General features: G+C 44.5%; 13 protein-coding genes. 12 read left to right on the top strand and 1 reads right to left on the bottom strand.

Annotated features, from left to right (window positions below; translation table 11 throughout):
* Positions 1-36 precede the first annotated feature (36 nt).
* From I2H74_RS09045 to I2H74_RS09000, 10 genes are all read left to right on the top strand, one after another.
* Positions 37-1,023 carry a Gfo/Idh/MocA family protein gene (locus tag I2H74_RS09045; protein ID WP_195573585.1) on the top strand — a complete coding sequence of 329 codons (987 nt, stop codon included), beginning with the start codon at positions 37-39 and terminating at the stop codon, positions 1,021-1,023.
* 1 nt (position 1,024) lies between these two features.
* Positions 1,025-1,945, top strand: a complete 921-nt coding sequence (locus I2H74_RS25125) for a Gfo/Idh/MocA family oxidoreductase (RefSeq protein WP_324254035.1) — start codon at positions 1,025-1,027, stop codon at positions 1,943-1,945.
* Complete coding sequence (locus I2H74_RS09035) at positions 1,942-2,694, top strand: acylneuraminate cytidylyltransferase family protein (RefSeq protein ID WP_195573583.1); 753 nt, start codon at positions 1,942-1,944, stop codon at positions 2,692-2,694. The genes I2H74_RS25125 and I2H74_RS09035 overlap by 4 nt, the downstream gene beginning before the upstream one ends.
* A gap of 286 nt (positions 2,695-2,980) precedes the next feature.
* A complete protein-coding gene (locus I2H74_RS09030) occupies positions 2,981-3,178 on the top strand; it encodes a cold shock domain-containing protein (RefSeq protein WP_085494984.1) in 198 nt (65 codons plus the stop codon).
* Positions 3,179-3,272: 94 nt separating this feature from the next.
* Entirely contained in the window at positions 3,273-4,235 is a 963-nt protein-coding gene (locus I2H74_RS09025) for a DUF2920 family protein (protein WP_195573581.1), read from the top strand.
* A 149-nt stretch (positions 4,236-4,384) separates the two neighbouring features.
* Positions 4,385-4,927: a ribosome hibernation-promoting factor, HPF/YfiA family gene (hpf, locus tag I2H74_RS09020; RefSeq protein WP_195573579.1), complete on the top strand. Its 543-nt coding sequence runs from the start codon at positions 4,385-4,387 to the stop codon at positions 4,925-4,927.
* A 287-nt stretch (positions 4,928-5,214) separates the two neighbouring features.
* Complete coding sequence (gene secA / locus I2H74_RS09015; protein WP_195573577.1) at positions 5,215-7,722, top strand: preprotein translocase subunit SecA; 2,508 nt, start codon at positions 5,215-5,217, stop codon at positions 7,720-7,722.
* 188 nt (positions 7,723-7,910) lie between these two features.
* Positions 7,911-9,027, top strand: a protein-coding gene (gene prfB / locus I2H74_RS09010; RefSeq protein WP_195573575.1) for a peptide chain release factor 2 whose coding sequence is annotated in 2 segments (ribosomal slippage) — positions 7,911-7,982 and positions 7,984-9,027 — 1,116 coding nt in all. Because the reading frame shifts where the segments join, the coding sequence is not laid out codon by codon here.
* 287 nt (positions 9,028-9,314) lie between these two features.
* The gene (locus tag I2H74_RS09005; RefSeq protein WP_229106530.1) at positions 9,315-10,211 is read left to right on the top strand and encodes a YitT family protein; all 897 of its coding nucleotides are present in this window, start codon (positions 9,315-9,317) and stop codon (positions 10,209-10,211) included.
* Positions 10,212-10,396: 185 nt separating this feature from the next.
* Positions 10,397-10,918: a VanZ family protein gene (locus I2H74_RS09000; RefSeq protein WP_195573573.1), complete on the top strand. Its 522-nt coding sequence runs from the start codon at positions 10,397-10,399 to the stop codon at positions 10,916-10,918.
* An 82-nt stretch (positions 10,919-11,000) separates the two neighbouring features.
* On the opposite strand, the gene I2H74_RS08995 is transcribed toward I2H74_RS09000, so the two are convergent.
* Positions 11,001-11,978 carry a diaminopimelate dehydrogenase gene (locus I2H74_RS08995; protein ID WP_195573571.1) on the bottom strand — a complete coding sequence of 326 codons (978 nt, stop codon included), beginning with the start codon at positions 11,976-11,978 and terminating at the stop codon, positions 11,001-11,003.
* 433 nt (positions 11,979-12,411) lie between these two features.
* Here I2H74_RS08995 and argC point away from each other — a divergent pair, with 433 nt between their 5' ends.
* The gene (gene argC, locus I2H74_RS08990) at positions 12,412-13,464 is read left to right on the top strand and encodes an N-acetyl-gamma-glutamyl-phosphate reductase (RefSeq protein WP_229106529.1); all 1,053 of its coding nucleotides are present in this window, start codon (positions 12,412-12,414) and stop codon (positions 13,462-13,464) included.
* Positions 13,465-13,514: 50 nt separating this feature from the next.
* Positions 13,515-14,783, top strand: a complete 1,269-nt coding sequence (gene argJ, locus I2H74_RS08985) for a bifunctional ornithine acetyltransferase/N-acetylglutamate synthase (RefSeq protein WP_195573569.1) — start codon at positions 13,515-13,517, stop codon at positions 14,781-14,783.
* Positions 14,784-14,788 lie beyond the last annotated feature (5 nt).

Genomic DNA, 14,788 nt, shown 5'->3' with positions numbered 1-14,788 from the left:
TTACTTATATCTCAGGCAAATGAGGGGAAGAAGATTGTGAACATTGCGGTTGTAGGGCTAGGCTCTATGGGAAAGAGAAGGATAGGACTAGTAAAACAATACTTATCAAATATAAATATATTCGGTATAGATCTAAGGGAAGATCGAAGATCTGAAGTGGCCAGTCTATTCGGAATCAGTACATATAGTACATTATCCGAATTGTTCAATTATACTATTGCTGATGCTGTAATGGTATGTACATCTCCTTTAAGTCATGAAGAAATAATTAAAGAAGCACTAACTTATTCTTCACATATATTTACCGAGATTAATTTGCTGCATAACTACTATGCTGAAGTGATGCAAATAGCACAGGAGCAAGAAAAAGTGCTATTCTTATCTTCTACTATGCTATACCGCAAGGAAGTGCAATATATAGGATCACTAGTTGATGCGAGCAATAAGAAAATATCCTATAGATATCATGTTGGTCAGTATCTTAAAGATTGGCATCCATGGGAATCATATCAGGATTTCTTCATCTCTAATAAAAGAACCAATGGATGTAGAGAGATATTTGCTATTGAACTTCCTTGGTTAGTTGATGTCTTCGGGGATATTGAGAGCTTTCATGTTGAAAAGAGCGAGTTGACTAGTCTGGATATCGATTATCCAGATTACTACAGCGTAATAATAAGGCATAGAAATGGAATTGTTGGTAGTGTTAATATTGATGTGGTTTCAAGAGTTGCAAGAAGAGATTTCCAAATTATAGGCGAGGAACTTCAAATTCATTGGGACGGGTCGCCTTTAGGATTAGAAGTTTGGAATGACAACATTAATCAGATGGAACCTATATGTTTATATGAACGATACATGAAAGATAACGCATACTCAAAATCCATTATTGAAGATGCATATTATGAGGAGATTAAAGAATTTTGGGAGATGATTATGACCAAATCTATTTCCCCAAGATATTCGTTTGAAAAGGACAGGGAGATACTGCAAATTATTGATCGAATAGAAGGAGAACTATAGTGTGAAGGTTATTTTTTTCGGGCTAGGTTCGATTGGGAAAAGACACTTGCAAAATTTAATCACGCTATATCGCGAAAATAGTGTTGATTTGGAAGTTCATGCTTACCGAACAAAGGCTACAGATGAAAAAATAGAGGGTTTAGATAAATGTATATTTGAATGCGATCAAATTAATGATCATTATGATGCTACTTTTATAACGAATCCAACAGCTATCCATTTTGAAACGTTGAATCTAATGAATGAGAAATCGAAATTTTTCTTTATAGAGAAACCGGTATTCGATCACCCCAACTATCGAGTTAATACTTCGATAGACCCTAGTAAAGTATATGTTGCAGCACCATTGAGATACAAGCCAATCATGAGTTACTTAAAGACTTACTTAGAGGACAAAAGAATTTATTCTGCTAGAATAATGTGTTCTTCTTATTTGCCGACTTGGCGTAAAGGAGACTATAGAAAAAGTTACTCAGCTTCCCGAGAACTTGGCGGAGGGGTAGAGTTGGATTGCATTCACGAGCTTGATTATGTAACGTGGTTATTCGGCTTTCCAAAACAAAAGAAGCATCTTCTTTTGAAAACATCAGACCTTTCTATTGAAAGTAACGATCTTGCACTCTATCTTTTAGAATACGAGGATAAAGTTATCGAGGTCCACTTGGATTACTTTGGGGTTTTCTCACAAAGAAAAATAGAGATTATAACAAATGATGATCTTGTCGTTTGTGACTTGCTTAATGATACTTTGTCTTCACAAAGGTACGGACAGATTGTGGACATGAAAAGGGACGTTAATGAAATGTACATAGAAGAAATGAAGTATTTCATAGAACAAGTGATACATTGTCAAGACAATTGGAATGATCTAAACAATGCGATTGATGTGTTGAAGCTTGCTAAAGGGGAGATTAACACATGAATATACTCTTCACGGTATGTGGCAGAAGAGGTTCTAAAGGAGTAAAAAACAAAATTGTTAGGACCATGAATGGATACCCCTTGGCCTTATATACATTTTCAGCTATCCAATTATCGAAAAAGAATAGTACAGATCATTTTGATGTGGCAGTAAACTCAGACAGTTATGAGTTAGCTCAATTATCAGGAGTAATAAAAGAATCTATAACTGTTGAACGAGATGAGTCTTTGGCTGGTGACCATGTTTCAAAGTTTAATGTCATCAAGGACACCTATTTGCGAGTTAGAGAGTTGACAGCTCTAAACTATGATATGGTAGTGGACTTGGACATTACATCTCCTATACGGACTGTAATTGATATAAAGAATGTAATTGAAGCAAAAAAAAAACATCCGGAATTTGATGTCATTTTTACAGTTGTTAAATCGAGAAGAAGTCCGTATTTTAATATGGTTGAGGAGGATAGGGGAGCAGTCAGCCTTATAAAACAATCAAGATACACGGCTAGACAACAAACCCCACAATCTTTTGATATGAACGCCTCAATATATGCTTATTCTCCTGGTTTTTTGGAACGTAACAACTATCTGTTTGATGGTAAATGTGGAATAGTTGAGATGAAAGATACATTAGTGTTAGATATAGATAGTGAAGAAGATTTTGAGTGGATGGAGTACATTCATAAAAAAATTCTGAATGATGATCAGGGATATAAAGATATATACGATAATATTCGTCTCATGATGTGAAAGGATATACAAAATAAATATAATATTTATCGATGAATTTCTTGCGCTCCTAGTAATGTATCTGAGGATAATATATAAATATTTGCAGGCACTATTTCAAACGCAAAAATTACTATAATTAAATTATCAAAAAAGCTAAAAATGTCTAGTAATGTCTGTCTAGGAGCGGTTTTGTCGAAAAATATTTTTTTTCCAATATTAACATTGACACCGCTTCCAGCGGGTGATATAGTCGAAATTGTGAGGGCCATACCTCACGGATTTGAAGATGAAGGGATGTATTTACATGCAAGGTAAAGTTAAATGGTTCAACGCAGAAAAAGGTTACGGCTTCATCGAAACTGCAGAAGGTAACGACGTATTCGTTCACTTCTCCGCTATCCAATCCGAAGGATTCAAAACTTTGGAAGAAGGCCAAGCTGTAGAATTTGATATCGTGGAAGGCGCTCGCGGACCACAAGCTGCTAACGTAATCAAATTGTAATTATACCGGCAATCGCCGTATTTTATATGATTTCGATTAGCTAACCCTCAGCTTTCGCTGGGGGTTTTTATTTTTATTTTAAGGAGGCAGGGTAATGGCAGACCATTATGAATTCTCCATTCAGAGTCACCACAACATCTATAACAATAACGCAAGGGAGTTTACTATACATTTTTCAACCCCTTCTAAAGGTGTGGGAAAAGATACGGGCATTTTGTTATTAATTCCTGGTTACGGTGGAAACGTGAACTCTAATGTGTACAAAAAGATGCGAGATCGTTTTGCTGATAAGCACAACTTAATTGTTGTCCAATGTCATTACTTTGGACAGGAGTTTATGCAGACAGAACTGATCCATGAAGAATCGTTGGATAATTTTAATGATATGTCATTTATGCAGGCGTTAGATAACATTACGGCTGTATTGATTGTTATTCAGATTATGAAAAACAAGAATTTACCTATTCATTATGGAAGGATTATTCTTTATGGACAATCCCATGGAGCATATCTAAGTTACTTATGCAATGCGTTTGCCCCACAGTTGTTTAAGTTATTGATTGACAACTCTTCATACCTTTATCCTATATACATGATTTCCGATCGTATTCTTCCATTGGCCGATGGGAAAGTTATTCGTTTCCATTATTTAATATCAAACGAAACGTCGCCTGAAAATGAAATATTATATCTACCGAACTTATACAAGAAGTTCTCGAATCAATGTTCAATTATCAGCTTCAATGGAACAAACGATGCTATGGTTCCCGTAGAAGATAAGACATCATTTATTAAAAGCATAAATAAAGCACGGCACATCCTTATTGATGATAATAGTATTGATGGACAAATATTTACTTCAACGAATCATGGTCTAGGTGCTGATTTTCTACAATTGTTTGATTATGTGATGAAAACACATCGGTTCTCTACGTTAAATGAATTACGACTAGTGCCACATACTTTACATACCAAACAGCATTTATTCTCTATTGATTTCGAAGAAGAATTGATTCAGTTATCGATACAGCGGCATGAAAAAATTTCTACCTATTAAAATGGTTTGAATGCAAATATTCAGGGTAATGATACGTACACACAAGATGCTACATACAACTCCTCTAGTACACATATCGTACATAAAGGGACTTTGAATTCGATCTTGTGGCTATGGTATAATGGAATTAATCAAAGGAGGAGTGCCCTATGAAATTCAGCATTCGAGGCCAAAATATTGAAGTGACAGAAGCTCTTCGCGACCACGTGGAGAAGAAACTGGATCGACTTGAACGCTATTTTGAAGCTCCCCCAACCTCTGATGTGAATGTAACGTTAAGTGTAACAAAGGATAGACATCGTGTAGAGGTTACGATCCTACTGCCAGGACTGATCCTTCGTGCAGAGGATGCCAGCAGAGACATGTACGCATCGGTGGATGCGGTTGTAGATAAGCTGGAACGTCAGATTCGCAAGCATAAGACGAAGGTCAATCGCAAGTTCCGTTACGATGATTCCCGCAAGTTCTTCGCAGAGGAGCCAGTACCTGCAGGTGCTGCTATCGATGAAGACGAGCTTGAACTGGTTCGTACGAAACGCTTTACCTTTAAGCCAATGGACGTAGAAGAAGCGATTCTCCAAATGGATTTGCTCGGACATGATTTCTACGTATTCAAGGACGCTGAGACTCGCGAAGTGAACGTCGTATATCGTCGCCAAGACGGCCGCTACGGCTTAATCGAACAAGAATAGCCTTGAACCCCTAGCAGAGACTGTATACAATTCCATATAATGAACAGAGCCTATTTCCACAACGGAATAGGCTCTTTTAGCGTATATATGGTGTATAATATAGATCGAAGTATAGACTGGGTGATAGTCTGCCTGTGATATCAGCGGTTGCGACTGTCCCATGAAACTGTTACAATTTATTTCAAAACATAGTCACGGACAAGCACTTCATCTGATGACTGGGAGAAGCAAGATGAGGCTTTAGATAAAAGGTACGAAGTTATTGCGCTGTACGAAAGGGGTTAACTATGCTAGGTCTAGTTAAAAAGATATTTGGTGATGCAAATGAACGCGAGATCAAGCGCTACATGAAGACCGTTGAGCTGATCAACGGCTTAGAGCCTGATTTCGTTAAGCTTACAGATGAGCAGCTAAAGGCGAAGACGGATGAATTCCGTGCTCGTTTGGAAAAAGGAGATACACTTGATCAATTGCTTCCGGAAGTATTTGCAACAGTTCGCGAAGCTTCCAAACGCGTATTGAACAAGCGCCACTATGATGTTCAGCTCATCGGGGGTATGGTTCTCCACGAAGGCAAGATCGCGGAGATGAAAACAGGTGAAGGTAAGACCCTTGTGGGTACACTTCCTGTATATCTCAATGCCCTCGCAGGCAAAGGTGTTCATGTCGTAACCGTGAATGACTACTTGGCATCCCGTGACAGCGCGGAGATGGGCCAGATCTATAACTTCCTCGGCATGACAGTGGGTCTTAACTTGAACGGAATGGACCCCGATCTGAAGCAAGAGGCTTATGCTGCGGACATCACATACGGAACGAACAACGAGTTCGGTTTCGACTATTTGCGTGACAACATGGTCCTTTATAAGGAACAAATGGTTCAGCGTCCGCTGTCCTTTGCGATTATCGATGAGGTGGATTCCATCTTGATCGACGAAGCGCGTACACCGCTTATCATTTCGGGTCAAGCCGCGAAGTCTACAGAAATGTACTTTGCAGCTGACCGCTTTATTAAGCGATTGTCGAAGGAAGATTACACGATTGATGTGAAAACGAAACAGGTATCCCTCTCCGAATCTGGTGTGGAAAAAGCCGAAAAAGCATTTGGCGTAGAGAACCTGTTCGATGTGAACAACGTTACGCTTAACCATCATGTGCAGCAAGCATTGCGTGCGAACATCATTATGCGCCGCGACGTCGATTATGTTGTCAATGATGGAGAAGTGATCATTGTCGATGAGTTCACAGGACGTATGATGGCAGGCCGCCGTTACAGCGATGGATTGCATCAAGCGATTGAAGCGAAGGAAGAGCTCGACGTGCAGAACGAGAGCATGACCTTGGCGACAATCACGTTCCAGAACTACTTCCGTATGTACCGCAAGCTCGCTGGTATGACAGGTACAGCGAAGACAGAGGAAGAGGAATTCAAGAGCATTTACGGCCTTGAGGTTATTCAAGTGCCTACCAATAAACCAAACCAGCGTGTAGACAGCCCAGACGTCGTATACAAGACAGTTAACGCGAAGTTTAATGCGGTTGTCAAAGAAATCGTGGAGCGTCATCAGAAAAAGCAGCCTGTACTCGTAGGTACGGTATCCATCGAGAACTCAGAGCGTCTATCTGACATGCTTCGCCGCAAAGGCATTCAGCATAAAGTATTGAATGCGAAGTATCATGCGGAGGAAGCGGAGATCATCGCTCGCGCAGGCGAACCGTCCTCTGTTACGATCGCGACAAACATGGCCGGTCGTGGTACGGATATTATCTTGGGTGAGGGCGTTTCTGATGTTGGCGGTCTTCACATCATCGGTACAGAACGCCACGAGAGCCGTCGTATCGATAACCAGCTTCGCGGTCGTGCGGGACGTCAGGGTGACCCTGGATCCTCTCAATTCTATTTGTCGCTTGACGATGAATTAATGCGCCGCTTTGGTGCGGACAACGTGCTTGGCATGATGGAGAAGCTCGGCTTTGAAGAAGATCAGCCAATCGAATCCAAGCTGATTTCTCGTGCAGTAGAATCAGCGCAGAAGCGTGTTGAAGGCAACAACTTCGATCTACGTAAAGTGGTCTTGCAGTATGACGATGTGATGAACCAACAGCGTGAGATTATTTATCGCCAGCGCCGTGAGGTGTTGGAATCCGAAAATATCCGCCAGATCGTCATGGATATGATTCAGCCTTGCATCGATCGCATCGTAGATGCGCATTGTAATGAGGAAAACATTCCTGAAGAATGGGATTATGAAGAAGTTATCAATTACGTGAATCGTCAGCTCTTGGATGAGGGCGCGGTATCGAAGGATGATCTCTGGGGTAAAGAGCGTGAAGAGATTAAAGAATATTTGTTCAAGAAAGTTATGGACAAATACATTGCACGTGAAGAGCTCATGGGTGAAGAGTTAGTCCGTGAATTCGAGAAAGTAATCGTGCTTCGTTCCGTTGACTCCAAGTGGATGGATCACATCGATGCGATGGATCATCTTCGTCAAGGGATTCACCTTCGCGCTTACGGCGGTACTGATCCGCTTCGCGAGTATCAATTCGAAGGCTATGAGATGTTCAATGCGATGGTTGCTTCCATTCAAGAAGAAGTATCCACGTATATCATGAAATCTCATGTTGAGGCGAAGGTAGAGCGTAAAGCCGTCGTTGAAGAGAACAAGATGTCAACGAATGCCGAGCCAGGCGTGAAGCGTCCGGTTAAAAAGGATGAGACGGTAGGTCGCAACGATCCTTGTCCTTGCGGCAGCGGCAAGAAATATAAAAACTGCCACGGAAGCGACAACTAATCGCAGACGGCAGCACTTGGTTCATGATTGAGCGGTCACGCTCATGGTATAAGCAGTAACGAGCAACGGGCGTCCATACGGCGCCCGTTGTTCAGCGCTCTTTGGTGCTTCACTAGAAGCCGATAGAGGGTAAGGATAACCGTACAGGCACAGCAGATAGACTTTTTGAATAGTGAGGAGAATGATACATGATTGAAGCTAACGTTCGCCACCAGCTGCGAGATGTTGCAGCGAAACTAATAAACCTTAGGGGGTCTCTTTGACTTAGATCTGAAGCAAGAGCAGATCGCGAACTTTGAAGAGAAGATGGCCGCACCGGACTTCTGGGACGATAATGAGAAGGCGCAATCGATTATTACCGAGTTGAACGGGGTAAAAGGGATTGTGGACCAATACCAGGCTCTGCAGCAGGAAGAAGAGGACATCCAGATGATGATCGAGCTTGCCGAAGAGGAGCAGGATGAGAGTCTTGCAGCCGAGATCGAGCAAAGCGTAGTCTTACTGCATGAGAAGGTTGGGAAGTTTGAACTGCAGCTGATGCTTAGCGAGCCCTATGACCGTTATAACGCCATTTTGGAGCTGCATCCAGGTGCAGGCGGCACAGAGTCCCAAGATTGGGGCCAAATGCTGTATCGCATGTATACACGCTGGGCTGAGAAGCGCGGCTTCAAGGTCGAAGTGCTGGACTTCCTTCCTGGAGATGAAGCGGGTATTAAGAGCGTAACCCTTTTGATCAAAGGCTTTAATGCATACGGTTATTTGAAGGCGGAAAAAGGGGTTCATCGCTTGGTGCGCATCTCGCCATTTGATGCTTCTGGACGCCGCCATACCTCCTTCGTATCCTGTGATGTGGTACCGGAAATTACGGAGGATGCAGCGGTCGAGATTCGTACCGAGGATCTTAAGATCGACACGTATCGCGCGAGCGGCGCGGGTGGACAGCACATCAATACGACGGATTCCGCGGTGCGTATTACGCATATCCCTACTGGAGTCGTCGTGACCTGTCAGACTGAGCGCTCTCAGATCAAGAACCGCGAGCGTGCGATGACCTTGCTTCGTTCCAAGCTCGTTGAACTTAAGATTCAAGAGCATGAGAAGCAGCTGGCCGAGATCCGCGGTGAGCAGATGGATATCGCATGGGGCAGCCAAATCCGCTCCTACGTCTTCCATCCTTACAGCATGGTAAAAGACCACCGCACGCAGGTGGAAACAGGCAACGTCGGCGCTGTCATGGACGGCGATCTCGATGCATTCATTGAGGCTTACTTGCGCAGCCGCATTCAATCTAACTCGGAACAATAAATACGGTGTATCCTTGAATGAACCTGCCTCCGACGTTGTCGGGGCAGGTTTTTTTCTGTGCTTGATCGCTGTACCTGAACAGAGTGGATTTGTGAATGCAGGCATGACCCCTCGCACATACTAGGGACGATTCAAGGATAGCCATGGACTTTTTATACGAACCATGACCTACACACTACTTATTCGCAACAATGACCATACATAAGGATCGTTCGGATTGGTTGCAAGTCATCGGAGGAAAACAGTTGGTATTTGATTTAATGGGAGTACAAAAAAGGAGAGAAGTTATGGTTACGTATTCGAATACGAAAAAGCCGCGCCGCGGTCCGCTTGTTCCCCCTAATCATCCAATGAGGACGGTTGTGGATTATGCCTTGATTTTGCTGGGAGCTTTCTTCATGTCATTATCGTTTAATTTGTTTATGCTTCCAAACAAGATCGCTTCCGGCGGGATCTCCGGGCTTTCAATTATTTTGCAGGAGACCCTTGGATGGAACCCTGCGATTACGCAGTACGCATTCAACATTCCATTGTTTATTATTGGCGTGCTGCTGCTTGGCAAGCAATACGGCGTTCGGACTTTCGTCGGCTCAGTGGCCTTGCCAACGTTTGTATATTTAACGTCGAAGCTGCCTGCTGCGACTGACAATCATCTGTTGGCAGCCATTTTTGGCGGAATCCTGCTGGGCCTTGGCTTGGGGATCGTGTTCCGTGGCCGTGGCTCTACAGGCGGTAATGCGATTACGGCGCAGCTTGTACATGTCTTTCTAGGCGTTAGCTTGCCGCTGGCCGTTGCCTTCTGTGACGGAGTCATTATTTTGTTGGCAGGCATCTTTCTGTCCTTTGAAGGGGCAATGTACGCTTTGATCGGTTTGTTCGTTATGACAAAGACGATTGATGTCGTTCAAATGGGCTTTGGCTATACGAAGCTTGCCTATATCATTTCGGATAAGACAGAAGCTGTGATGGAAGCGGTTCTGCATGATCTGGATCGCGGGTTGACGAAGCTTCATGCTGAAGGTGGTTATACAGGGGACAGCCGCACTGTGCTGATGGTCGTGGTGGGGCAAACCGAGATTGTGAAGCTGAAGACACTCGTAAAAACCGTCGATCCGCAAGCGTTCATGATCATCAGCGAGACGAACGAAGTGCTGGGTGAAGGCTTTAAGATGCACCACTCGTAAAGCTAACCATTCCTTTTCGAAACGATAGCTATAGGAAGAGATAACGAACGTCAGGAGAAGGAGAGAGATTATTCTACTCGTCTTCTATTCATAGTGATCGTTGACGCCGCTGAAAAGATGATCATCTGTTATAATGTTGTTTTTAGCACCTTACTATGTGTCTTCAACAAAGAGGAGAGAGTCAAATGTATCGTTCACCCTGGTGGAAACGCGCATTAATAGCTTGGCTGCCAGTTGTGATCCTATGTGGAGTTATTTTTTATTCTTCATCACAACCTGCAAATGAACAGGATGTTAAGCCTGCGCTGGAAGGGATGTTGTCTGAGGAAAGCTTGAGCTGGTTTCCTTCTATGGAGTTTTACTATGGAAGACAGCTTGTAAGCACAGATGATGGCATTTATGCCTTCCTGGAATTCTGGATTCGAAAGGGAGCTCACTTTGCAACCTTCGGTGTGCTCGGCTTGCTGTTCCTTCGAGCATGGCGCAAGTATACGCTGCTTGAGCCTGCGAGCATTGCTGCACTGCTGTGTACGTTTTTGTATGCAGCATCGGATGAGTGGCATCAGTCGTTCGTTGTGAACCGAACAGGACGCATTGCAGATGTCGTACTCGATACAAGCGGAGCGTTATGCTTTATCTTGATCGCGTACATCATCATTCGAAGAAGAGAACGGAAGCGGTCGACATACATCTGGAACCTCAAGTAGGTATTGTGTAAAAAAAGAAGCCCTCAGGCCACATTGTCGTGGTTCTGGGGGCTTCTCTATTTTTATGTGATGACTTTAACACTTACAGAAGCTCTTTGCGAAGCTCAGATGCAGATTTTGGAGAGAGAAGACCAAATGGGATGTCAAATACCGTGCGGGCTCCTTTTTCACCGTTCTTCGCCAAACGGAAGGCAGCGCGGGCATAAGCAACCAGTACGCTCGAAGTGAATTCAGGGTTGCTGCCCAAGTTCAAGCCGAACTCCATAATTTGTTTTGTGCCTTCGCCTGTTACACCACTGCGGAATACCAAGCCGCCGTGCGGCATCTCGCTGTGATTATGGCGAAGCTCTTCTTCGGAAATAAAGTGAACGATGGTGTTGTAATCAGCGAAATAGTTTGGCATCGTCTTGATTTCTTCCTCAATGCGAGCGGTATCCGCCCCTTCTTCTGCTACTACGAAGCACTCACGAAGATGCTTGTCTCTTGTTGTCAGCGAAGGGTTGTCTCCACGGCGCACTTGAGCAACAGCTTCCTCGGAAGGAATCGTGTACTGCACGCCAGCTTTCACACCTTCGATGCGGCGAATCGCATCAGAGTGACCCTGGCTTACGCCGCGGCCCCAGAATGTATATTCATTGCCTTCTGGAAGAATCGATTGGAACAACAAGCGATTCAAAGAGAACAAGCCTGGGTCCCATCCTGTTGAGATAACTGCGATGTTTCCGCTTTTCTCTGCAACGTGATTAACACTGTCAAAGTACTCTGGAATACGAGCATGGGTATCAAAGCTATCTACAGTATGGAACAACTCAGCAATTTGAGGTCCTTGTTCAGGAAGGTCGGTTGCAGAACCGCCGCACAGGATCATAACATCAATGCGATCCTTGTAGCTGTGTGCTTCACGAATATCGACAGCGGGTACGCTTGCTTGCACGGTGCTTGGGTCGCGGCGTGTAAACACGGCTACGAGCTCCATATCTTGATTTTGGCGAATCGCATATTCAACGCCTCTACCCAAATTCCCATAACCTACAATTCCAATCCGAATCGGTGATTCCATTTACGATACACTCCTTTTTCTCATGTATAACCAGTATAGGACAACTATGCAGGTTATTACAGAAAAATATCATATCATGGTGTAAGCAGCAAGAAGTTGTATGATCAAGTCTTATTTTGTATGGCCTGTTCTGAAAAGGGCATCGACGGGCAAAGTGGTTAGCTCACTAAGGGTAGCCGATCACTGCTGATGCTAGATCATTGAAAAACATGCATGAATGAATGCATAAATGTATGAGGCAAAAAGGAATGAATCCGTGATTTATCAATATTTTTTTGATAATTGTAGGGTTTTTTTAGGAAATCTATTGTATTTATATTTATTCAGACGTATAATGATACATATTTGTTGGGCAGGGATTCCAATCTGCCTATAGCACGGATAAGAAAAAGCGCTCTGAGAAGGCGCAAATGGATAGAGGGGGAGACCAGAGATGACAGGAGCAAGCTTGAAAGTTGCCATAGTAGGATCGACGGGATACGGCGGAGTGGAGTTAATTCGAATATTGTTGCAGCACCCTCAAGTGGAGATTACTTCTGTCATCTCAGCTTCCAGTGCGGGTGAGCCCATTGCTGCTGGATATCCTCATTTGAATGAGATCGTATGCGACACGCTGGATGGAGTAGATCCGAAGGAAATCGCGGATAAGGCGAATGTTGTATTTACAGCCACCCCTTCCGGCGTAAGCGCAAAGCTCGTTCCTGAGCTGCTCAAGGAGGGCTTGAAGGTTATTGATCTGTCAGGTGACTTCCGCTTGAAGAAGGCAGACGATTACGTGAAGTGGTATAAGCATGACCCGGTGGATGAAGCGGTTCTTCAGCATGCCGTGTACGGCTTATGCGAATGGTATGGCGAACAGGTAAAGGATCAAAGCATGATATCCAACCCAGGCTGCTATGCAACGGCAGCGCTTCTCGGCATGGCCCCGATCTTAAAGGCGGGACTTATAGACTCAGAATCGATCATTATCGACGCGAAGTCCGGCGTATCCGGTTCAGGGCGAGGCGTGAATCTTGGCGTTCATTATTCAGAGCTGAATGAAAACTTTAAGGCCTATAAGGTCAATGTCCATCAGCATACGCCGGAGATCGAACAGGTACTGAGCGATGTATATGGTCAGCCAGTAACCGTCACCTTCACACCGCATCTCGTACCAATGACAAGAGGGATCATGTGCACGATGTACGCGAAGCTTAACCAATCGGTAACGAATCAGGATCTGGTGAAGTTGTATCAAGAGCAGTACGCTGGCAGACGCTTTGTGCGAATCCGACAAGCAGGCACGTACCCTGCAACGAAGGAAGTATATGCATCCAACTATTGTGATATCGGCTTTTCCGTGGATGAGCGTACGAATCGCGTGACGATCCTATCCGTTATCGACAATGTGATGAAGGGTGCGGCTGGGCAGGCCGTCCAGAACCTGAACCTTATGATGGGCTGGGAAGAGTCCACAGGGCTTTTATTCTCCCCCGTATATCCTTAATCGATAAGGCGCAAGCCTGACATTTATAGAAGAAAGAAGCGTGAGCATGCATGAGTATAAAAGTAGCGGCGGAACAAGAGCAGACAGACGCTATAGCGGGTTCTTTATATCAAATTATTGATGGCTCTGTTACTACGCCAAAGGGATATCAAGCATCTGGACTCCATTGCGGCTTGAAGAAGACGGATCGGAATGACATGGGCGCTATCGTGAGCGAGGTACCAGCGGCAGCGGCGGCTGTATATACAACAAATGCTTTCCAAGCGGCTCCGCTTAGCGTAACCCGAGACAGCCTAAGCGCAGCTCAGCTGCTGCAAGCGGTTATTGTGAACAGCGGCAATGCGAATGCCTGCACGGGCAAGCAGGGGGAAGGAAATGCTTATCGGATGAGGGATGCATTTGCGGAGAAGCTTGGACTTGAGCCGCATTTGGTTGCGGTAGCTTCCACGGGCGTAATTGGGGAACAGTTAAAGATGGATTGCGTGGAAAAGGGCATTGCCGCTTTGCCTCAGCAGCTGACGACTGATCGTGATGGAGCGGAGCAGTTCAGCCAGGCGATACTGACAACCGATTTAGTGAAAAAGGAAATTTGCGTGGTCGTGGATGTAAAGGGTGTGCCCGTAACGATTGCAGGATCAGCGAAAGGCTCAGGCATGATCCATCCGAACATGGCTACGATGCTTGCCTTTGTAACAACAGATGCGGCGATACATCAGCCCTCGTTGGACCAATTGCTGAAGCAAACGACCAACAAGACGTTCAATATGATTACTGTTGATGGAGATACCAGCACCAACGATATGCTGCTGGTCATGGCAAACGGCTTAGCCAATAATGAAGGGCTTCATGAGGAGCATGAAGCGTGGAAGGCCTTTGAAGCAGGCTTCCACCATGTGTGCGAGGTATTGGCACAAGCAATCGCGAGAGACGGCGAAGGCGCGACGAAGCTGATAGAAGTGAAGGTGCTTGGAGCTTCCAGTAATGAATCTGCGAGCAAGATTGCCAAGTCCGTCGTCGGCTCAAGCCTTGTAAAGTCTGCTGTATTCGGTGCAGATGCGAACTGGGGACGCGTCATCGCTGCTGTAGGATATTCCGGTGAAGCCGTAGAGACGGATAAGGTGGATATCTATTTAGGCCCTATTATTGTGCTGGAGCAGTCGACGCCGGTTGGATTTGATGAAGATGAAGCGCTAGAGTATCTGCGTCAAGACAAGATCGTGTTTACAATCGATCTTCATATGGGAGAAGGCCAGGCCGTAGCTTGGGGCTGCGACCTCACCTATGACTATGTGCGTATCAACGCCGCTTATCGCACGTAAAGCTG

This window comes from Paenibacillus sp. 1001270B_150601_E10, assembly GCF_015558675.1.
Lineage (GTDB): Bacteria > Bacillota > Bacilli > Paenibacillales > Paenibacillaceae > Paenibacillus_B.
Note: the sequence above shows the minus strand (reverse complement) of the source record. Positions and strands in the feature narration are given on the sequence as shown.

Bases quoted from the DNA above. Each gene is read 5' to 3' on its own strand.
- I2H74_RS08995 (WP_195573571.1), bottom strand. From the start codon at position 11,978: ATGGAATCACCGATTCGGATTGGAATTGTAGGTTATGGGAATTTGGGT.
- I2H74_RS09000 (WP_195573573.1), top strand. From the start codon at position 10,397: ATGTATCGTTCACCCTGGTGGAAACGCGCATTAATAGCTTGGCTGCCA.
- hpf (WP_195573579.1), top strand. From the start codon at position 4,385: ATGAAATTCAGCATTCGAGGCCAAAATATTGAAGTGACAGAAGCTCTT.
- I2H74_RS09035 (WP_195573583.1), top strand. From the start codon at position 1,942: ATGAATATACTCTTCACGGTATGTGGCAGAAGAGGTTCTAAAGGAGTA.
- argC (WP_229106529.1), top strand. From the start codon at position 12,412: ATGACAGGAGCAAGCTTGAAAGTTGCCATAGTAGGATCGACGGGATAC.
- I2H74_RS09025 (WP_195573581.1), top strand. From the start codon at position 3,273: ATGGCAGACCATTATGAATTCTCCATTCAGAGTCACCACAACATCTAT.
- I2H74_RS09030 (WP_085494984.1), top strand. From the start codon at position 2,981: ATGCAAGGTAAAGTTAAATGGTTCAACGCAGAAAAAGGTTACGGCTTC.
- argJ (WP_195573569.1), top strand. From the start codon at position 13,515: ATGAGTATAAAAGTAGCGGCGGAACAAGAGCAGACAGACGCTATAGCG.
- I2H74_RS09005 (WP_229106530.1), top strand. From the start codon at position 9,315: ATGGTTACGTATTCGAATACGAAAAAGCCGCGCCGCGGTCCGCTTGTT.
- secA (WP_195573577.1), top strand. From the start codon at position 5,215: ATGCTAGGTCTAGTTAAAAAGATATTTGGTGATGCAAATGAACGCGAG.